Source organism: Allocoprococcus similis (genome assembly GCF_054660775.1).
Window position 1 is genome coordinate 17,237 of sequence record NZ_BAAHSG010000034.1, and the last position, 22,676, is coordinate 39,912.

Sequence of the window (22,676 nt, forward strand, 5' to 3'; positions counted from 1 at the left end):
ATTATAGGTTAGTAGAAGCTGACTTAATAATAAATTTTATCAACAACAAGGAGGTAATTATGGGAAAGGGAACGATTAAGACAAAGGCTATGACAATGGCTGTGGCGATGTCGATGGTAGCTGGACTTTGCCCGTCGACGGTGTTTGCGGCAAACAGTGAGGATGTAGCGAAGGTTCAGGATGGAACATATACAGGGACTGCAGAGTGTACACCGGATGGAGATGCAGATTTTGATGAATATAATTTATCTTTATCTGTTACCATAAAGGACGGAAAAATAGAATCGATCACGGATATTGTCGGTGACGGCAGCAAAAAAAATAAAAGATATATTGAGGATGCGGCGGATGGAGTTGTACCGAAAATCGTAGCAATTAACGGAACAGATGGAATCGATGCAGTGTCTGAAGCAACCTGCTCCTCAAAGGCAATTGTTAATGCGGTAAATAATGCACTTGAAAATGCCACTAAAAAAGAGGAAAAAACGGTAGATACAACGACGTTAAATAATGCAATTGCATCGGCAGAAGCACTGAAAGAAGCAGATTACACAGCAGACAGCTGGAAAAATATGCGGGATAAACTGACGGCGGCAAAAGAAGCACTTGCGGCGAAAGAATCACAGGAGGCAGTGGATCAGGCAGCAAAAGCTCTGACAGATGCAGTAGGTGCACTGGTGAAAAAAACTCCGGAAGTACAGAAAGAAGTCTATGTATTAATGAACATCCCTTATGCAGATTTCTATAAAGCAGACGGTGTCGCAGGCGCAGATGCTGTTTCGTCAGCAACAAAGCAGAAAACAAGAGCATCCCTTGCAGCAGGTTCTTATCATGTAAATAGTGATGGTTCAGATATTACCGGTGTAACATTCCCGGTTAAGATCAGTGATGCATCTGTATTAGAAAAATATACACAGGTTACTGATGAAAGTGAAGTTACGATTACAACAAATATTAAAGGAAAAGAAAATACTGTTACATATAAGGGACAAGATGCATTATTTGAAAGCGCAAGCTATTCTTATTACACATTAAGTGATACACCGTCATATTATAAAGAGGCAACTGTAAATGAGGATGGAAGCCTCAGCTTTAGCAAAGTAAAGGGAGAAGAACCGACAACTTTGACAAATGCGAAAACTGAATTTTCTACGTCATCAAGATATGGTGATTACCAGTTAGATATTACGAGTGATGATCTGAAAAATGTGAATACTGTATATGGTGTAGTGGTCAGCACAGAAGAAGGAAGCAGTTATGGCCTTCGCCACGTGGAAAATATCTGGAAAAAAACAGAGCTTGCATGGAGTACAGGATTTGTAACTGAATCCCATGGAAATACATTGGATTCAAAAGATTATGCTTCCATGATGGGACAAACCATCAATAAAGTGACCTATTATACAGATGCCGGTATTTATGAAATCCCGATGAACCAGAAGGTGCAGACGAAATATGGCGGAGAGATCTCGGTTGCCGATGCTTCTGTAAATGCTGAAAATACAATAATTACAGTAAGCGGACTGCCAAGTGACTTTGCAGAAGAATATACAATCAATGGTTTAGATGCGGATGCATATTCTGTAGAGATAAATACAGAAGGAAAGACTCCGAAGAGAACGATCAAATTTAACAAAGAAATCGAAAAAGGGCGCTATACAGTAACTCTTAACGATAAAAACGGAAATTATGCACCAATCTCCACAACATTTAATGCTTATACAGAAACGATGCCGGCAAAATATAATGAGAATGACAAAGATCCGGCTGTGGTGAAAGCGGATGGTGTTGATGAAGAAGAATTCCAGACATATTTAAAAAATATTACATCAGTAACTGTGAATGGAAAAGAATATGCGGCTTCCGGGAAAAAAGCAGTAAAACTGATCACAGAAGACGGAAAACTGGATCTTTCACAGGATGCATTTAAAGATGCAAAAGCAGGAGAAGCATTTGCTGTAACAATCGCAGAAGACGGTTATCAGGCATATACATTTACTTATAAAGTACCGGAAGAAGACAGTGGGTATTCTTATGTTTATGTTGGTATGAGCTGGTCTGAATACTGGGCAAATGAAGGTGTCTATGCAGCAGGTGATACAGAATCCTCTGCTGATGTAGATTCACGTAATGAGTATGACAAGGGTGCTTTTGATGCAGTAACAAGAGCGACTGCAAATCATGGATTACATCGAGGAAGTTTCCAGTGCAGCGCAGTTATTGAAGATACAAATGGAAACGAATATGATCTTGCATACTGGAATGCAGACGGAAAAGCTGTAATGACAGACGGAAGTGTTTATACGAGATCAACCAATGAAGATAAAAAAGCAGTGTTTACTGCTGAGGACGGAAGCTCATTTATCCAGGCTGATTATAAAGTAACAGGTATCAAATATGTTCCGGTCAAAGTAAAAACAGCAGATCTGAATGCGTTAAAAGAAAAATATGCAGTTGTAGAAAACGGAGAGACATTAAGTGGAGGATTTTCTGAAAATCAGCTTCAGTCTTACACAGCAATTGCAGATGTAACAGCAAATACAAATGGTCTTAAGACAGCTGAAAAACAGGAAGATGGAAGCTTTGCATTCTCTGAAAGAACAACAGGTTCCTATTCAGGCTTAAAAGACACACAACTGGCAGTGGCAGCTGATATCACACCGAATGTCAGAGAGACAAAAGATGTGGGAAGTTTTGGAGAATTTATCCGTGTAGATTTAAATGGAAACTATGGCGGACTCGGTTCTGCGATGCAGGCTGTTGAATGGACTTATTACGGATATGATGCAAGCTATACAACACCGGTAAGAACATTTGGAACAAAATTTGCTGCAGATAACTGGATGCATAAATCTATGGGAATCCAGCTTGGACTTACAGATTCTCTCAGATGCCAGCTTCCTGATGGAACGGATGGAACCGGTTACTGGAAACTGACCGTCTATGGACTTGGTTATGCAGATTACAGCTATAATTTCCAGATCGGAACAGAAAATCTTGCGGCATCAAAAACTGCAACCGAAGAAGATATCAAAGCATTACAGGACAAGATTGATGAAGCAAGTGCATTAAATGAATCTGATTATACCAAAGACAGCTGGGATAAGATGATGAGTGAACTGGAAGAATCGAAAGAGCTTCTTGCACAGGAGAATCCGTTACAGTCAGCTGTGAAAGAGCAAACGCTCCATATGACAGAAGCAATTGAGGCTCTTGTAAAAGCAGACCAATATGTCCTCATGAATATTCCATACGCTGCATTCTACAAAGCCGAAACAACAGGTAATGATGTTGCTGTAGATGCATTTACCTCTGCAACAAAGAATAAGACCAGAACCACAAGTCTTGCAGGCGGATCTTACCATGAAAATACAGATGGATCTAAGATTGACGGTATCACTTATGCTGTAAAAGTAGATTCTTCGGTAGATCTTTCAAAATACAAAGAAGTAAAAGACAGTGATTCGGTGGAGATTACAGTTACAAACAGAGGAAAGACAATTACCACAACACTGACCGGAAAAGACACTTTGTTTGAAAATGATACTTATGCATATTATCCGCTTAAAGATACACCTGCAAACTATAAAGAAGTATCACTTGATGAAGAAGGAAATCTTGTATTCAGTGAAGTAAAAGGTAATGAAGCAACGAAAATAGAAGGAGTTACAGCTGAACTTTCAACCGAAACATCTTATGGAGATTATGAGCTTGATCTTGATGGACTTCCAGAAGAAATCAAATCAGATAATGTAAATGCAGTTGTAGTAAAGACAACAGACGGAACCGCTTATGGTATGCGTCATCTGGAAAATATCTGGAGAGGTACAGAACTTGCATGGTGTACTGGATTTACAGAGTCAGTTCACAATTGTCCGACATCTTCTGAACACTATAAATCTATGATGGGTAAGACGATTGACAGCATTGAGTATTATACAACAAATGGGGTATATACAATGGATATCGAAGATATCTATGTTCCTGTAAAATCAGAAACTACAAAAGCAGAAGTTGCAGATGCAGATATTGAAGCAGGCAAGACTACAATCAATGTACAGCTTCCGGATGGATTTGATCCGGAATACAGTGTGGCTGGACTGGATGTGTCGGTAGAAGGTAATGTGCTGACTTTTAAAGCAGCGACAGAGAGCAGAGCAGCAGCTTCTGTAAAACCTGGAAAATATACTCTCACAATTAAAGATAAGAACAAGAAATATGCAGATGTTGTTACAACATTTACATTGACAACAAAAGATATGCCTGCAGCATATGATGCAGAGAACAAGAAACTTGTAGAGGCAGCAGGATTTGACACAGATGCGCTTAAAGCTTATCTTGGAAATATTACTTCTGTAAATGTAAATGGTAAAGATTATGCAGCAAGTGGAAGAGGCTCCGTAGTTATTATCAATAAGGATGGTACGATCAAGACAGCTGCAGATCCGTTTAAGGATGCGGTAGCTGGAACGGAATTTCAGATTACAGTAGCTTCAACAGGTTATACAACTCCTCTTACATTTACTTACAAGATAGCAGAGACTCCGGCACCGGCAGAGGTTGATACAACAGCACTGGAAGCTGCAATTGCAGAAGCTGATAACCTTAAAGAAGCAGACTACACAGCAGAAAGCTGGAGTGTATACCAGGCAGCACTGCAGAGTGCACGTACTGCACTGGAAGCAAAGGAAAGTCAGGATGCAGTTGATCAGGCACTTGCTGCTTTAAATGCAGCAAAAGATGCACTGGTTAAAGCTGAAGAAGAACCAGTTGCAATCAATACTGCTTCTCTTGAAAAAGCAATTGCAGATGCAAAAGCGCTTAAAGAAGCAGATTACACAGCAGATAGCTGGAAAGCACTGCAGAGCGCACTTTCAGATGCCCAGAAAGCACTGGAAGCAAAAGAAAGCCAGGAAGCAGTAGATAATGCAACAAACAGCCTGAACAAAGCAATCAAGGCACTTGCAAAGAAAGACAGCTCATCTGTAAAGAAAACAGATGGTACAACAAATGGATCAAAGACAAGCGGAAGCGATTCTGTGAAGACCGGAGATCCGGCAAACGTACTTGGCTGGTTAGGACTTGCAGTTTCTTCGCTCGGAGTAGGTATGGGCGGCTTTGCCTGGAAGCGCAGAAAAAGAAAATAATGCAGATTCAGTAAACTGAAAAAATCAGCAAAGGGGATGAGCAGACAGAATGCTCATCCCTTTTTAACAGAATACTAATAGAAAAATACAATTTATTTTATAAATGGAATTGATATCTTAATGCTTTAGTGAGATAATAGAGCGATGTGAAAAACATAAATAAAATCAAAGGAGTGGAAAAATGCATTTAGAATTAAGAAAAATCAAAATTCAGAATATTGCATTTGGAGAGGAAAACGTAATTCGGGATCATGTTCTTTATCTGAACAAAGAATCATTGGCCGAAGAAGTCATGAAAGATAAGAGAATTAAAAAAGTTGATTTCGATATTGCAAGACCGGGGGAATCTGTGAGGATTATTCCGGTAAAGGATGTAATTGAACCACGTGCCAAACTGGAAGGAGATATTTTCCCGGGAATTTTCAAAGAGACAATGGAAGAGGGAGGATATGGCGTTACCTATGCACTGAAAGGGTGTGCAGTAACAACGACTGGACCAATCGTAGGCTTTCAGGAGGGACTGATCGATATGAGTGGACCGGCGGCAGAATATACACCATTTTCAAAGCTGAACCATTTGGTTATGGTGATCGAAAAACAGCCGGAATTTGATGCCCATGAACATGAACAGATGGTCAGAATGGCAGGAATCCGCCTGGCAGCATTTGTGGGACAGCTTGCAGTTGGACAGGAAGAGTATGAATCAGAAGAATATACATGGGACAGCATTGGAGAGAAATATGCACAGTATCCGGATCTTCCGAAAGTAGTCTATGTCTATAACTGCATGAGTCAGGGACTTCTGCATGATACATATTTCTATGGAAGAGATTCCAAGCAGATGGTTCCGACGATGATCACACCGCTCGAAGTGATGGATGGAGCACTGGTAAGCGGTAACTGTGTATCTCCGGGATCCAAGACTACGACCTGGCATCATCTGAATAACGCTGTGATCGAAGAATGTATGAAAAAGCATGGAAAAGAAATCAATTTCATGGGAATCGTGCTGAATCCGTTGATGGTAAGTCTGAAAGAAAAATACAGAGACTGTATGCTGACAGTCCGGATGGTTGAAATGCTTGGTGCGGACGGAGTCATTATTTCGCAGGAAGGATTTGGTAATCCGACAACGGATCTGATGCTTGTATGCCAGGGCCTTGAAAAGCGCGGAATCAAGACAGTGATCATTACAAATGAAGATGCCGGTGTCGATGGAATGTCAGAATCTCTTCCGGACAGTGTCACAGAGGCAGATGCAATTGTTTCAACCGGTAACAGTAATGCAACGATCATGCTTCCGAAGATGGAGAAAACAATCGGCGTATTAAGTGATGTTGCAAAGACAACAGGTGGTAATGTAGATTCTATTCAGGATGACGGAAGACTTCTGATTGAGATCCATGGAATCATGGGTGGTCACAATCTGCAGGGAAATACTTACCTGGGAGCAATTACAATTTAAGGAGCCGTAGAAAGATGAAGAAAGTTTTATTTTATACAAACCAGTTTTTTGGTCAGATTGGTGGAGAAGCAGAAGCTTATCAGAAGCCATTCATAGAGCAGGGAGCAAGAGGAAATGCACAGGCTTTTGTTCCGCTTCTCGAAGATGCCGAGATTGTGGCAACGATCGTGTGCGGAGATAACTATTATGCCGAGAATATGGATGAGGTAAAAGCGTTTGTTGAAGCGCAGATTACGGAACTCAGCCCGGACCTTATCATTGCGGGACCGGCGTTTAATGCAGGTAGGTTTGGAATCGCCTGTGCAGATATCTGTAAGGATGCCGTGCAGAAGATGCACGTAGAAGCAATCACAGGTCTTTATGAAGAGAATCCGGCAGTTGAGATGTACCGGAAAGATATCTATATTCTGAAAGTTGGTAAATCGGCAGCTGCAATGCGTAAGGCAGTAAAGCTTATGGCAGGATTCGCAAATAAGCTTCTTGCAGGGAAAGAAATTGGTCTGCCAAAAGAAGAAGGATATTATCCAAAAGGAAAGAGAGTGAATGTATTCCGTCAAAAGAATGGCGCTGAGCGTGCGATGGATATGTTGCTGAAAAAACTGAAAGGTGAACCATATGAAACAGAGCTGGAAATTTCTGTTTATGAAAAAGTAAAACCGGCAGAAGGACTGGATACTCTTGCAGGAAAAAAGATCGCACTTTGTACTTCCGGTGGAATTGTCGCATTTGGCAATCCGGACCATATGCCTGCTGCGACAGCAAAATTTTTCAAACAGTACAGTATTGAAGGCATGGATGGCTTAAAAGCGGGAGAGTTTGAATCTGTCCATGCAGGATACGACCCGGTCTATGCAAACCTGGATCCAAACAGAGTAGCACCGCTTGATGTGCTTCGCATGATGGAAAAAGAAGGAAAGATAGGAAGTATTTATCCATATCTGACTACAACCACCGGAAATTCAACTTCAGTAGCAGATGCAACCCGCATGGGAATGGAGATTGGTGCAATCCTGAGTAATGCAGGAGTAGATGGTGTAATTCTCACCAGTACCTGAGGTACCTGTACACGTTGCGGTGCAACGATTGTAAAACAGATTGAAAAAGCAGGAATTCCGGCAGTTCATGTATGTACAGTAACACCTATTTCCAATACAGTTGGTGCAGCAAGGATTTCCGGTGCAGAAGCAATCCCTTACCCAACAGGAAATCCGAATCTGACACCGGAAAAAGAACTTATCAGAAGAAGAGAGATTGTCGAGACAGCATTGGCAAAATTATTAAAATAACGGGGGGAAAAAAGATGGACTATGGTATTTTATCTTTAGCACCGGCGATCATTGCGCTGGCACTGGCATTTGCAACAAAGAATGCGTTGTTTTCTATATTGATCGGAGTTGTAGTCGGAGTTGCGATCACCGGTAATAATTTATTATTCGGATTTTCGGATCTGATGCAGAATGCACTTGGAAATGCGGATTTTATCTGGATCCTTGCACTGGAAGTATTTGTAGGAATCCTGGTGGCATTATTTCAGAAATCAGGTGCGATCCAGGCATTCTCGAATGTCGTTGGAAAAAAGAACCTGAAGCAGAGAGGAGCACAGTCTCTTGCGTTTCTGCTTGGTATTTTTATTTTCTTCAGCGATTACTTCAGCCCACTTTATGTAGGAACTGTTATGAAAGGAATTACAGATAAAGCACGCGTGTCAAGAGAAAAGCTTGCATACATCTGTGATTCGACATCAGCACCGGTTTGTACAGTTATTCCATTTTCTTCATGGGGAATTTATATGGCAGGTCTTCTGGTTGCACTTGGAACCAAGAATATTCCGGATACAAATGCAGCACAGAAAGTGATCATCCATATGGTGCCATATAACTTTTACGGAATTGCAGCTGTTCTGATGTGCGGACTGATCGCAGTGGGAATTATCCCGGATTATGGTCCTATGCGTAAAGCAGAAAAAAGAGCAAAAGAAGAAGGAAAAGTAATCAGCGATAAAGCAAGGCCAATGATGAGTGATGAGCTTGATAAAATCCAGTTAAAAGAAGGATGCAAGCCGAATCTGTTTCTGAATTTTCTGATGCCGGCGCTCATCATTATCGCAGTTACGATCGGAACTTATGTGTGTATGGGAAGTGCCAAAACACTGGAAGCATTTATCGCAGCCGTTGTATACCAGTTCATTGTAATGCTGATCCAGAAAATGGGAACGGTGAATGAACTTGTCGACACAGCAGTAGAAGGAATTAAGAGTGTTATGTCTGCGATGCTGATCCTTGCAATGGCATACTGCCTGAATTCTATCAGCAGCACACTTGGAACGGCAGATTATGCAATTTCTATTACAGAAAGCTGGATGACACCGACGATCCTTATGACATTGACTTTTGTAGTATCTGCTTTTATTGCATTCTTTACAGGAACTTCATGGGGAACCTATGCGATTGTTACACCGATCTGTGTACAGATGGCTCTGAATATATCGGGTGGAGCTTTAACACCGGTCGTATATGCTACAATAGCAGCTGTAATGGGTGGAGGATGCTTTGGTGATCATTGCTCACCGCTTTCTGATACCACGATTTTATCATCACTTGCAACCGGATCTGATCATATCGATCATGTAAAGACGCAGCTTCCATATGCACTTACGGCAGGAGTAGTTGCATGTATCGGTTTTCTGATTATTGGAGTGACCTGTGCATAGTTAAAAGTTGAATTTATAGAAAGTTGTTACTTGTACAAATTTGTAGAAGTAACGGCTTTTTTTAATTTCTTGCTATTTATTTTTCTAAAATGTATAATTTTTGGTAAAAGTATGATTTTTTGCATCGGAAGTATAGTTTTTGATAAATTCTTTATCATGTCTTATCTAAAATAAGAAGTAGGAAGATTATCAGGAATGGGGAAAAACGGTATGAAATTATTAAAACTTGTGATCGTAGATGACGAACCAATCCTTCTGCAGGGACTGGTTAAGACGTACAACTGGAACGAAATGGGATTTGAAGTTGCCGGTCAGGCACAGAGTGGGGAGCAGGCAATCGAAGTGATCAAAAAAGTGAAGCCCCATGTAGTACTGACGGATATCCGGATGAAACAGATTTCCGGTCTGATGGTGATGGAAGAGATCCAGAAGACAGAGCTGGATCCGGTTTTTATTGTACTCAGTGCATACCGTGACTTTAATTATGCACAGCAGGCGTGTGATCTTGGTGCATATGCATATCTGCTGAAACCAATCGAGGAAAATAAACTACAGGAGACTATGCAAGGTGCATACCAGACCTGTATGGAGAAACTGGAAAGCGAAGAGCGTTATGAAAGCTGGGAAAATATGGTCCGAAAAGATTCCACCAGTTTTCTCCAGGTTGTTGTACAGAAATATTTACAGAATAAAATTTCCTATGAAAAGATGCAGGAAGTATTTGCAATCCTGAAGGATGTGATCGAAGAGGGCGACCGTTTTATCGCAATATGTGTGGATCTTGATCTTACATATAAGATTACGGATGCACTGAATTACGAAGCAGCCAGGCTGGAATTGATACAATCTCTGGAAGAAAAGTTTTCAGAGCGGTATTTTTTCTGGCATTTTGAAAAGGCAGAAGGCTGTCATGTATTTCTGATCAAGACAAAGGAAAATGCGACGGTGCGCGAGATTGCACAGATTCTGGATCAGGTTAAGAAGGAACAGAAAAGTCCGGTTACCGCATCGATTTCTAAACCGTATAAAGGACTGGAGGGAATCCGCAGGAGTTACGAAGAGGCGCAGGGACTTTTCGAGCCAATCTGCAACAGAGCCACAGATGAGAATACTTTTTCCATACCTGTGAAAAAGGAAGAAAAAGCGGCAAAGAGTGATTGCGAAGAGGCAGGCCTTACGATCGTCAATGCTGTACGGAAGAATGCGTTTAAAGAGTTAAAACAGGCTTTTATTGCGTTGATCTACGCACTTCCACATGAGGAAGAGTTACAGATCCGTTATATACATAAGGTTATGCTACAAGCGGAGATGATGCTGAACGATACTTACGGAATGACGGAAAAACTGCAGAAACAGTTCCGGAATTATTATTCTAATATGGAGAGTCTGACAGCGGCACAGGCGGTAGATGTCAGTTATAGGATCCTCGGAGAAGCAATTGAGGAACGGGAAAAATACGCAGAAAGCGGAGAAAATAAATGTGCAAAGGAATACATGACAGTGGCACTTTCTTATATCAGTGAGCATTTGCAGGATGAAGAACTTTCTATTGTTCAGGTGGCAACGCAGATTTACCTGAATCCGGTATATTTCGGCCGTGTATTTAAAAATACATTTCATATGACCTTTAAAAAGTATCTCTTGCAGCAGAGAATGGAGAAAGCAAAGCGGCTGATCCAGGATGGATGTGAGAGTATAGGAACGGTATGTGAGCAGGTGGGAATCAGCAATGCATCCTATTTTTCGCATTTATTTAAAGAATATACAGGAAAATTACCGAGTGAATACAAAAAGGATTACGAAGAATGAAGAATTGGGTGATTAAATCCGGAATACAGAAAAAATACCTTCGATATACGATGGGGCTTCTGTTGCTGGCAATTTTGCTGTCAAGCATCGGTGTCTGGATTTATGTGAGGCAGAGTCTGACCACAGAGGTTACAGATAAATATGAATTTTTAAATGAGAAGATGGGGCTGGCTCTGGATACACTGTCAAAAGAGGCGGATGAAGGGACGGCAGAATGTATTACTTACGATCTGGTTCAGGAAAGTCTGAAAAAAGCTTCACTTGCAGATGTGGAAAAGAACTCCCTTCAAAAATATTTTGCCTATATGAATCTGGATCATGTGGCAGAATACTGTTATGTGGATAATAAAAAGAATGTTTATGCCAGATCTTACTCTCATATTGATTATGAAGATTTTTCAGACAGCCATCTGGAAGATTACATGGGAGATTCTTATGCGAAAACACAGTGGTTCTGGGCGAAGGATACTCTGTTTGGGACGGAGAAAGAAACATTGTTTATCGGAAGATATGTACACAGTATGGAATACGCCAGCAAACCAGGGCTGTTGCTTATCAAGATGAATGACAGCTTTCTGGAAACGATACTTGGAAAGAATCGGAGTATGACAGATGACGTGCAGATCGGAATTCTGGATAAGGAGGGGAATTTATGCGCTGCCTGGTGCCCGAAAGGGACGAAGATTGCGGATGCGGTAAAACAGGAAGTCTATAGGATCAGCGCACAGGAAACAAGCGGTATCCTTGCAAAGAGCCGGAAAGTAAGCGGTGGTGTCTGCTCGGTTTATAAAGAGAGCGGATCGGGAATGACGGTGTTCACAGTCGTTCCGTCGAGTGTAATGACGCAGGGAACGATGAGGGTACTTACGGTGCTGATCGGGATTTATCTGTTTGTGGCAGTGGTAGCGGTTGTGCTCAGTATCTATTTTTCCAAGCGTTTCACCAGTCCGATCCGGGAGATCAGTGAAGAGATGACACAGTTTGACGGAAATGATTTCAGTCGCCTGATTGAACTGAATACCAATACAGAACTGGATCAGATCGGACATTCCTACAATAAGATGCTAAAAAATATTGAGAATCTTCTGGCAGAGATCAAAGAACAGGAAGGGGTGCTCAGACGGACGGAGTTGAACATGCTTTTGGCACAGATCAACCCACATTTTCTTTATAATACGCTGGATACAATTTACATGCTTGCGCGGATAAACGGAGAAGAGACGACCATGAAGATGATTCAGGCACTTTCCAGATATCTGCGTCTGTCACTCAGCAAGGGCAGTGATATCGTGACGGTGGAGGACGAACTGGAAAATGTAAAGAGCTATATGGAAATCCAACAGATCCGGAATGCAAATCTGTTCCGGTATGAGATTGAGTGTAAGGTGGAAGAGAAGAGTACGTGGATGCTGAAGCTGATCTTGCAGCCACTTGTCGAGAATGCGATCAAGCACGGATTCTGCGAAATTTATGAGAATGGTCTGATCCGGATTGAGATTGCGAGGGAGGATAGCCAGCTGAAAATCGTGGTGTTCAATAATGGGAAGCCGATTGACCGGGAAATGATGGAAAAGATCAATGCCTTAAACGGGCATCCGATTCTGGAGGCGAAAAAATGCTTCCCGGATAAGGAACACGGATATGGAGTGGTGAATGTACTGACCAGACTGCGGCTGAAATATGGAGAGGATGTGCTGTTTTACTATGAGGCAGAAGAAAATGGAACCCGGTGTACAATCCAAATTCCGGATGACGGAAAGGAGAAACGTGATTTATAGAAAATATTTGCAATCGGTGTTTTGTATCGCGCTGGTTCTGACAGTGCTGACCGGATGTGGTAAAAATACGGGGCAGACAAGCCGGAGCACAGAGAAAAAGGAGATTGATATTCCGATCATTCTGACGGTAGATCCGACTTCCGGCAAGAAAACGGAACAGGATGTCGTTGATGCATTTAATGAAGAATATGCCGGTACGTATCATATGCAAGTGGAATGGATCATGGAGACGGAAGAGGAATACCGAAAAAATCTGAAACGGTTAAATGTCACCGACGAGCTTCCGGCTGTGATCTATGATGTGCGCACCCTGCCGTCCTTTTATCAGATGATGGTTGCGGATGGACGGATCGAGAATCTGAGTTCGTATCTGGAAGAGGATGAAGAGTGGAGGAATATGATCGAACCGGCGGTGATGGAAGGCTGTACGGATGAGGATGGCAATATCTATCTTGGACCGATCAGTACGGCGGCATTTGCGTGCTCCGGCATGTTCTGGAATCCGGAGCTTTTTGCGGAAGCAGGGATTGAGAAATTTCCGGAGACATGGGAAGAATTCTGGGACTGCTGTGACCGGCTGCAGGCAAACGGAATCACACCGCTTGGACTTCACACGGAAGGAACCGGCTGGGCGCCGATGCTGATTGCAACAGCAGAGGCAGCACACACGGAAGAAGGCTATGCATTTATGAAAGAGCTTCTCCCGGAAAGCTATTCCAATGATACCGGTCTTGAAATTGCAGAAACCTTGCAGAAATTGTTTCGGTATACAACAGAAGATGCAATTCATGCTGACTACGATGTGGCATACAATAATTTTGTCACAGGAAAGGTGGCAATGATCCCGAACGGATACTGGATGATCGACCAGTTGCCGGAAGAATGGAAAGAAAAGGTAAGATTTTCCGCATTTCCGGAAAATAAACTGATCGCCTCACCGGAAACCTTTGGCTGGGCGGTGGTTTCCACTTACAGCGAGGAGATCAAAGAAGGAGCTGTTGAATTTTTGAAATTCCGCACGAAATTCAATCTGGATGAGAAGAAAGAGCTGATGGACAAGAACGGACGCATTGAAATCAGCCAGCTCCTTCAGGATTATGTAAATGCCTACAATAACAATCCGCAGATCGTTCCGAACTATCAGGTGAAATGGAATTCCATCCTCCAGGAAGAAACACTCGGGGAGTGCCTTCCGGAGCTTGCCGCAGGGAAAATAACACCTGCACAGGTTGTGGAGGCTGCAAATGAGAGTATCCGGGAGTATGAAGCGGAGAGGTAGGAGAAGACGGACGCGACCGCCCGAACTTTGACAGGTCTCAGGCTTCACGCACGAACCATGGGAAGGAGCCTCTTAGGGCGCAAATTGTTTCAGCAATGGCTTCAACAATTTGCTGAGTCTCCTTCCCATCGTGCTCAAGGCGCCTGATCCCTGTCAAAGTTCGGGCGGTCGCTGGCGCATCCCTGAAGTCTTGGTGTGTGTTCAAGAGTTTTACGTTGAGGTAGAAAATAGAAAAATTGTTATGTTATCAATAGTCAGCCAACAGCCATATTCTCTGGCAGACCGACTTTGCACAATGGAGGAGAGACGCAATCCATCATGAAGGCCATTGCCGCGCATGATGGATGGTTTAAGCGGCTCGCCGGAATGGTTTGTGCAACGGAGGTCAGACGGAGAATATGGCTGTTGGCGTCCCTTTATCAATAACAAATTTTTTACATACCCCAAAGTATATTTTTTGGTATATGAGGTTTTCTATTTGCTACATCCTTTGCCTGGATTCTTGCTATTATCTAAGCATAGAAAAGAAATCCAGACGAGGAGGAACGGAAATTATGAAAAACAAAAAAAGATGGCTGGCACTGGGGCTGGTAGGAATCATGACACTTGGATGCTTTGCAGGATGTGGAAGCAAGGGCGATGACAAGAGTGCAGACAGTAAAGGGGACAGCAGCAAGGGTTCTGTATATTATCTGAACTTCAAACCGGAGCAGGATGAACAGTGGCAGCAGCTGGCAAAGGATTACACAAAAGAGACAGGTGTAGATGTAACGGTTGTTACAGCAGCTTCCGGAAACTATGAAACCACTCTGATGAGTGAAATGGGAAAGAGCGGAGCACCAACATTATTCCAGGTAAACGGACCTGTAGGACTTGCAAACTGGAAAGATTACTGCTACGACTTATCAGATTCTGATATTTACAAAGAACTCACAAGTGATGATTATGCACTGAAAGATGGAGATTCTGTAGCGGGTATCGGATATGTTATTGAAACATACGGAATTATCACAAATAAGACATTATTAAAAGAAGCAGGATATACACCGGATGACATCAAATCCTTTGCAGATCTGAAGAAAGTAGCAGAAGACATTACAAAGAGATCTTCTGAACTTGGATTCTCTGCATTTACTTCAGCAGGTATGGACGGATCTTCAGACTGGAGATTCAAGACACACCTTGCAAACCTTCCAATCTACTTTGAATATCAGGATGAAGGAATTAACACAACAGATGCAATCAAAGGTACATATCTTGACAATTACCGTGATATGTGGGATCTGTACATCAACAACAGCACATGTGCTCCAAAAGATCTTGCTGCAAAGACAGGTGACGATGCAAGAAATGAATTCCTGAATAAAAAAGCTGTATTCTATCAGAATGGTACATGGGAATATACACAGCTGATCGATGGCGGTCTTACAGATGATGATCTGACCATGCTTCCGATTTACTTTGGTGTAGGCGATGAAGCAAACCAGGGACTCTGCACAGGTACAGAAAATTACTGGTGCGTAAATAAAGACGCAGACGAAGCTGATATTCAGGCTACATTAGATTTTATGGACTGGTGTGTAACTTCAGATGAAGGAACAAAATGTATGGCAGACGATATGGGATTCAATATTCCGTTTAAGAAAGCTCAGGAATCTCAGAATCTCTTTATCAAAGAAGACAAACAGATGACAGAAGACGGAAAGACTCCGGTAGCATGGAACTTCTCAACAATGCCTTCAGAAGAGTGGAAAAATGGTGTTGGATCTGCACTGACAGCTTATGCAGCAGATCAGACAGATGCTAACTGGGATGCAGTAGTAAGCGCATTCGTAGATGGATGGGCATCAGAATACAAGCTTGCAAATGAATAAATAAGTTGCATAAAAAGAACTGACCTAGGGGCAGGCGGTCTGCCTGCCCCTTTTAAGTGAGAGGAGAGCCTGTACGAAGCGGGTTTTCTGGATATGGGAAACTACGTTTTCCCATATAAAAATAAAAAGTGAAATGAGAGCCACCTGGTAGGGAGATCCTTCCGGGCAAAAGGAAAAGAGGAGGATTTCTATGGAAAAGGCACTGAAAAAACATGCACCAATATTTGTTCTCCCAACATTTCTTGCATTTGTGATCGGATTTATCATTCCGTTTGCACAGGGATTTTATCTTTCTTTCTGTAAATTTACAACAGTAGGAAATGCAACATTTGTTGGAATATCAAATTATACAGCAGCGATCAAGGATACATCATTCACAAGTTCATTTAAATTTACAGTATTATTTGCGATTGTATCGATCTTACTGATCAACGTACTGGCATTTGGTCTGGCACTGCTTCTGACACAGAAGTTAAAGGGAACCAATATTTTCAGAACTATTTTCTTTATGCCGAACCTGATCGGTGGAATCGTACTTGGATATATCTGGCAGATCCTGATCAACTGTCTTCTTACGATCATCGGCCAGCCGCTTCTGGCACTGAATTCTTCAGCCGGTTACTGGGGACTTATCATTTTGATGTGCTGGCAGCAGATCGGATATATGATGATTATTTACATCGCAGGTCTTCAGAATGTACCGGATGATCTGATCGAAGCAGCAGAGATTGACGGAGCAGCAAAGTGGGATATCCTCTGGAAGATCAGAGTTCCGATGGTAATGTCTTCCATCACGATCTGTGTCTTCCTGACACTTACCAATTCATTTAAATTGTTTGACCAGAACCTTGCTCTTACAGGTGGAGATCCAAACCATGCGACAGAAATGCTGGCACTGAATATTTACCAGACATTCTACGCACGTGCCGGAATGCAGTGGAAAGGTTATGGGCAGGCAAAAGCAGTGATCTTCTGTGCTCTGGTTATCATTATTTCACTGGTACAGCTGAAAGCAACAAGATCTAAGGAGGTGCAGCAGTAATGAAAAAGAAGAAAAGTATTGCAAATACAATATGGACAGTTATTTTAACAATTGCGGCACTCGCCTGGATTTATCCGATCATTATGATCCTGATGAACTCTTTGAAAAAAGAATCAGCGATCAGTACAGGAACTGCATTTAAACTTCCAACTGCAGATGCATTTGCAGGAATCACAAACTATGTAGATGCCATTGCTTCAAAAGGATTTTTAAGCAGTCTTGGATACAGTACATTTATTACGATTACTTCTGTGGTTGCTATTCTTGTATGCTGTTCAATGTGTGCATGGTATATAACCCGTGTAAATAGTCCGATTTCAAAGATTTTATATTATCTGTTTGTATTTTCCATGGTTGTTCCTTTCCAGATGGTTATGTTCACCTTGTCACAGACAGCAGATACCTTACATCTGAATATGCCATGGAATATCTGGGTGATCTATCTCGGATTTGGTGCAGGTCTTGCGGTATTTATGTTCTGCGGATTTGTAAAATCCATTCCGGTAGAGATCGAGGAAGCTGCGATGATCGATGGATGTAATCCGCTGCAGACTTTCTTTTTGATCGATATCCATATCCTGAAGCCTACCATGATATCCGTAGGTATTCTGGAAGCAATGTGGGTATGGAATGACTACCTGCTTCCAACTCTTGTACTTGATATTAAGAAATATAAAACGATTCCAATGCTGATCCAGTATTTCCGCGGAAGTTACGGAAGAGTTGAAATGGGACCGATGATGGCAAGCATTATGCTTACAGTAATCCCGATCATCATTGTATATCTGGCAGGACAGAAATACATCATCAAGGGTGTTGCTGCCGGAGCTGTAAAGGGATAGAAAAATATAGTATAAATTTGGCGGACAGGTTGCTTGTCCGCTTTTTTTATATTGACATTTTGTTTGAAAAAATTAATATTTTTACAAAGTGATTGGGGACGAAATGACAGGGAATAAATAGAAAAAGCTTGCAAATTTTGAGAGTTTCCGTTAAGATATTGCGAAAATGGTAGAAAACATTGAGAAAGGAAAGAAGGTATGTTTCAGAAAATTATTGGGGCGGTCAGTTCATTTATGTACAGCAAACTTCTGGTGATTATGCTGATCGGAGCAGGTTTATATTTTACAATCCGGACAAGATTTCCACAGGCGCGTTTATTTAAGAGAGCTTGTGAGTCCGTGATGGAGAAGCCGGACGACAAAGAGGCAATCTCATCATTCCAGGCGCTTATGGTTTCAACGGCATCGAGAGTAGGAACGGGAAATATTGTCGGGGTGTCATCGGCAATCTGTATTGGGGGATTTGGTTCTGTATTCTGGATGTGGGTGATTGCGATTATCGGAAGTGCGTCTGCACTGATTGAAAGTACGCTGGCACAGATTTACAAGAAAAAGGGAGAGGATGGGAAATGCTATGGTGGTCCGGCTTATTATATCGAGGCGGCGCTGCATTGCAGACCACTGGCGATCGTGTTCTGTATTGCCATGATCATGACTTATGCGTTTGGATTCAATATGCTGGCATCCTACAATCTGCAGTCTACATTTTCCGGATTTTCTTTTTATGATCCGAAGATAAGCCCATGGATCATTGGCGGGATTCTGGCAGTTATGACCGGATGGTGTCTGCTTGGCGGCGGAAGCCGTATTGTAAAGGTGACATCGACGCTTGTGCCGGTGATGGGACTTGCATATATCGGGATTGCGCTGATTGTGGTTATCATCAATATCCGCAATGTACCGGAAATGTTCCTCCGTATTTTTGAGGAAGCGTTTGATTTCAAAGCAATTTTCGGAGCATTTGCAGGCTCCGCAATGATGCAGGGAATCCGCCGGGGGCTGTATTCCAACGAAGCCGGAATCGGTTCGGCGCCGAATGCATCCGCTTCTGCAAACGTCAGCCATCCGGTCAAACAGGGACTGGTTCAGATGCTGTCTGTCTTTATCGACACGCTGTTGCTGTGTACAGCAACAGCGATGATGTGTATGTCATCCGGCATTGATCCGACAAAAGAAATGCAGGGCGCGCCATGGGTTCAGGCTTCCCTTCAGGAGTCACTGGGAACAGTTGGACCGGTATTTATCACGGTGGCTATGGTATTTTTTGCGTTTACAACGTTGCTTGGAAATTGCTTCTATTGCGACAACCTTCTGACCTATATCCATAAAAAGGAACCAGACAGAAATTTTATGCGAGGGTTCCGTCTGGTATCGGCATTTGTTGTATTTCTGGGGGCAGGTATGGAAATGTCGCTTTTGTGGGATCTTTCGGATGTGCTGATGGGCGTGATGGCTCTGATCAATATTCCGGTGATCCTGATTTTGTCCGGGACGGCATTTAAGGCAATCCGGGATTATGAGGATCAGTTGAAGCGGGGAGTTAATCCGGTGTTTAAAAGTGCAGATATTGAGCTGGAGCAGAAGACGGATTTCTGGAATTAGGGAATCTGCGAGAGTGGTTCGGAAAATGATGGAAGGCTGCGAATTGGATTTGACAAAAGTTGTTTTGTGATAATTTGGTATGAAATCCGGCTTGACAAATTTTGAAGGATACGGTAGTATGACAAAAGAAGAGAAAATTACAGGCTATGAAGAGAACAAGTAGCAGATGACAAGGCTCAGACAGAAAGTAACCGGTTGATGAGAGGTGCACGAAGAGTCAGATGCGAATACATCTTGGAGCTTCACACCGAACGCGCGGAAGCGCAAGTAAGCTGTGACGGAGTGGCGGACGTTATACCTGCTGCGGTAATGTTAGTTACTGACTGAGGCATTCGGTGCGAGCCGGGTGTGAATTAAGGTGGTACCACGAGAGAATATACCTCGTCCTTAAAGGCTGATTGGCCGGAGGACGAGGTTTTTTTATTGGAAAAATTGAAGGGGTTCAGGACGGACGCTTTTTGAAGATTTTTCCAATTGTCTGCGGTTTCGGGAGCTGATACTTCTAAGTTTCTGAAGATTTGCTAAAAGCATCAGTGAAAATCCATAACTCGCTGCGCTCAGACAGATGGATTTTTACTGATAACGCAAATATTCAGAAACTAAAAAGTATGAGGCAACTCCCTGCAAAGGCAGAGCAATTGGAAAGATCTTCAAAAAGCTGACAGTCCAAAATACTTCAAAGAGTTCCAGACAGGAATACCGCCTCCGTCTCCGGGGGAGAAGATTGGCTGTGACTAAGATATAGGTTTTGAAAAAGAAAGGAAAGATTAGAAATGGGTATTTATGAAGAGCTGCAGGCTAGAGGATTGATTGCACAGGTTACGGATGAGCCGTTAATTAGGGATCTGGTGAATAATGGGAAGGCTACGTTTTATATTGGGTTTGACCCGACGGCGGACAGTCTGCATGTTGGACATTTTATGGCACTTTGTCTGATGAAGAGACTGCAGGAGGCTGGAAATAAGCCGATCGCTCTGATCGGGGGCGGTACTGCTATGATCGGGGATCCGTCTGGCAGAACGGATATGCGTCAGATGATGACTCCTGAGACAATTCAGCACAACTGTGATTGCTTTAAGAAGCAGATGAGCCGTTTTATTGATTTTTCAGACGGGAAAGCACTGATGGTAAACAATGCAGACTGGCTGATGGATCTGAATTATGTGGAAGTACTTCGTGAAGTCGGAGCACACTTCTCCGTAAACCGTATGCTGACAGCAGAATGCTACAAACAGCGTATGGAAAAGGGACTGAGCTTCCTTGAATTCAACTACATGATCATGCAGAGCTATGACTTCTATATGTTATACCAGAAATACGGCTGTAACCTTCAGTTTGGTGGAGATGACCAGTGGAGCAACATGCTTGGTGGTACAGAACTGATCCGTCGTAAGCTTGGTAAGGATGCAAGTGCAATGACAATTACTCTGCTTCTCAACTCAGAAGGTAAGAAGATGGGTAAGACACAGTCCGGTGCTGTATGGCTTGATCCGGAAAAAACGTCTCCGTTCGAATTCTACCAGTACTGGAGAAATGTGGCAGATGCAGACGTTCTGAAATGCCTGCGTATGCTCACATTCCTTCCACTTGAGCAGATTGATGAGATGGACAAATGGGAAGGTGCACAGCTTAACACAGCAAAAGAAATCCTTGCATTCGAACTGACAAAACTGGTTCACGGCGAAGAAGAAGCTACGAAGGCACAGGAAGGTGCACGTGCACTGTTCAGCTCAGGAAATGCAGCAGATATGCCGACCGAAGAGCTTTCTGATGAAGATTTTGCAGATGGAACTATCGATATCCTGACACTGCTTCACAAGAGTGGACTGGTTGCTTCCAAGTCAGAAGCACGCCGTGCTGTACAGCAGGGCGGAGTTGCTGTTGACGGAGAAAAGGTTTCTGATATTGCAGCAACATTTGCAAAAGCAGACTTTGAAGGTGACGGAAAGGTTGTCAGAAAAGGAAAGAAGAACTTCCGTAAAGTAATCGCAAAATAAGAGGGAAAAAGAATGAGTTTTGTAGAAATAAAATCAGAAGAAGTAAAAGAGAATCCATTTGATCTGATCGGAAAACAGTGGATGCTCATTACAGCAGGAAATGAAGAAAAATGCAACACCATGACTGCAAGTTGGGGCGGTGTTGGAATCATGTGGGGAAAACCAACTGCAACAGCCTATATCCGTGATTCCCGTTATACCAAAGAATTTGTGGACAGAGAAGATTATTTTACACTGGCATTCTTTGGAGAAGAGCAGAGAGAAGCATTAAATCTCTGTGGAAGAGTTTCCGGAAGGGACGAAGATAAGATTAAGGAAGCCGGTCTGACACCATATTATGTAGATGGAACAGTTGCGTTTGAAGAAGCAAAAATGATCTTTGTATGCAAGAAGGTTTATGTACAGCGCATGGGAGAAGAAAATTTTGTTGAGAAAGAGAATCTTGACAAATGGTATGCTGACAAAGATATGCATAACATGTATATGGGAGAAATTAAGAAGATTCTTGTGAAAGAGGATTAATCTATGTGTAGTAGAATACAGAAGCTGACTGTAGTTCTGGCCTCTGCATCACCGCGCAGGACAGAACTGCTGGAACAGGGAAATATAAAGCATGTAGTCATGCCGTCACACTGTGAGGAAGTAATTACATCCCAAGTTCCAGGCCAGGTTGTGGAAGAACTTTCTGTTCAGAAAGCAGAAGATGTCTATCAGCAGTATGAAACGGAAAATACAGGAGATTTTCTGGTGATCGGCTCAGATACGGTGGTTGCAGCGGATGGAACGATTCTCGGAAAGCCAAAGGATAAAGAGCAGGCATATCAGATGATTTCCATGCTTCAGGGAAAAGCACATCAGGTTTATACCGGTGTTACACTTTTGATAAAAAAGGACGGGGAAAAGATCCGGAAGACCTTCCATGAATGCAGTGATGTGCATGTATATCCGATGGACAAGGAAGAAATCAGGGAATATATTGCGACAGGAGAGCCGATGGACAAGGCAGGAGCCTATGGAATCCAAGGGGCATTTGGCGTGTATATCTGTGGGATTGAAGGTGATTATAATACGATCGTGGGTCTTCCTCTTGCGAGAGTCTATCAGGAAATGAAGGAATATATTTATTAGAAA

The 22,676-nt window shown here is 42.6% G+C and carries 14 protein-coding genes; all 14 read left to right on the forward strand.

All coding sequences use genetic code 11. From position 1 onward, the window contains the following. The first annotated feature begins 59 nt into the window (after positions 1-59). Positions 60-5,147, forward strand: a complete 5,088-nt coding sequence (locus ACYQ5K_RS12700; RefSeq protein WP_459777711.1) for a penicillin-binding Tp47 domain C-containing protein — start codon at positions 60-62, stop codon at positions 5,145-5,147. Positions 5,148-5,328: 181 nt separating this feature from the next. Continuing rightward, entirely contained in the window at positions 5,329-6,612 is a 1,284-nt protein-coding gene (locus ACYQ5K_RS12705; RefSeq protein ID WP_173688768.1) for a glycine/sarcosine/betaine reductase component B subunit, read from the forward strand. A 14-nt stretch (positions 6,613-6,626) separates the two neighbouring features. Next, the gene (locus tag ACYQ5K_RS12710; RefSeq protein ID WP_173688767.1) at positions 6,627-7,898 is read left to right on the forward strand and encodes a glycine/betaine/sarcosine/D-proline family reductase selenoprotein B; all 1,272 of its coding nucleotides are present in this window, start codon (positions 6,627-6,629) and stop codon (positions 7,896-7,898) included. 14 nt (positions 7,899-7,912) lie between these two features. Continuing rightward, on the forward strand, positions 7,913-9,322 hold the full coding sequence (locus tag ACYQ5K_RS12715) for a Na+/H+ antiporter NhaC family protein (protein WP_459777712.1): 1,410 nt from the start codon (positions 7,913-7,915) through the stop codon (positions 9,320-9,322). A gap of 210 nt (positions 9,323-9,532) precedes the next feature. Then, positions 9,533-11,131 carry a response regulator gene (locus ACYQ5K_RS12720; protein ID WP_459777713.1) on the forward strand — a complete coding sequence of 533 codons (1,599 nt, stop codon included), beginning with the start codon at positions 9,533-9,535 and terminating at the stop codon, positions 11,129-11,131. Then, positions 11,128-12,909: a sensor histidine kinase gene (locus ACYQ5K_RS12725; RefSeq protein ID WP_243259128.1), complete on the forward strand. Its 1,782-nt coding sequence runs from the start codon at positions 11,128-11,130 to the stop codon at positions 12,907-12,909. Before ACYQ5K_RS12720 ends, ACYQ5K_RS12725 begins: the two co-directional genes overlap by 4 nt. Then, a complete protein-coding gene (locus ACYQ5K_RS12730; protein ID WP_330613989.1) occupies positions 12,899-14,188 on the forward strand; it encodes an ABC transporter substrate-binding protein in 1,290 nt (429 codons plus the stop codon). Before ACYQ5K_RS12725 ends, ACYQ5K_RS12730 begins: the two co-directional genes overlap by 11 nt. Positions 14,189-14,742: 554 nt before the next feature. Beyond that, positions 14,743-16,062 (forward strand): ABC transporter substrate-binding protein, encoded by a 1,320-nt coding sequence (locus ACYQ5K_RS12735; protein ID WP_195230516.1) that lies wholly within the window; start codon positions 14,743-14,745, stop codon positions 16,060-16,062. Positions 16,063-16,252: 190 nt separating this feature from the next. Next, entirely contained in the window at positions 16,253-17,104 is an 852-nt protein-coding gene (locus tag ACYQ5K_RS12740) for a carbohydrate ABC transporter permease (RefSeq protein ID WP_008373199.1), read from the forward strand. Beyond that, entirely contained in the window at positions 17,104-17,946 is an 843-nt protein-coding gene (locus tag ACYQ5K_RS12745) for a carbohydrate ABC transporter permease (RefSeq protein ID WP_173688762.1), read from the forward strand. The genes ACYQ5K_RS12740 and ACYQ5K_RS12745 overlap by 1 nt, the downstream gene beginning before the upstream one ends. Before the next feature lie 198 nt (positions 17,947-18,144). Continuing rightward, a complete protein-coding gene (locus ACYQ5K_RS12750) occupies positions 18,145-19,548 on the forward strand; it encodes an alanine/glycine:cation symporter family protein (RefSeq protein ID WP_173688761.1) in 1,404 nt (467 codons plus the stop codon). A gap of 773 nt (positions 19,549-20,321) precedes the next feature. Next, on the forward strand, positions 20,322-21,545 hold the full coding sequence (gene tyrS / locus ACYQ5K_RS12755) for a tyrosine--tRNA ligase (protein ID WP_173688760.1): 1,224 nt from the start codon (positions 20,322-20,324) through the stop codon (positions 21,543-21,545). A 12-nt stretch (positions 21,546-21,557) separates the two neighbouring features. Beyond that, on the forward strand, positions 21,558-22,067 hold the full coding sequence (locus tag ACYQ5K_RS12760) for a flavin reductase family protein (RefSeq protein ID WP_173688759.1): 510 nt from the start codon (positions 21,558-21,560) through the stop codon (positions 22,065-22,067). A 3-nt stretch (positions 22,068-22,070) separates the two neighbouring features. Further along, positions 22,071-22,673 carry a Maf family protein gene (locus tag ACYQ5K_RS12765; RefSeq protein WP_459777714.1) on the forward strand — a complete coding sequence of 201 codons (603 nt, stop codon included), beginning with the start codon at positions 22,071-22,073 and terminating at the stop codon, positions 22,671-22,673. Positions 22,674-22,676: the final 3 nt, after the last annotated feature.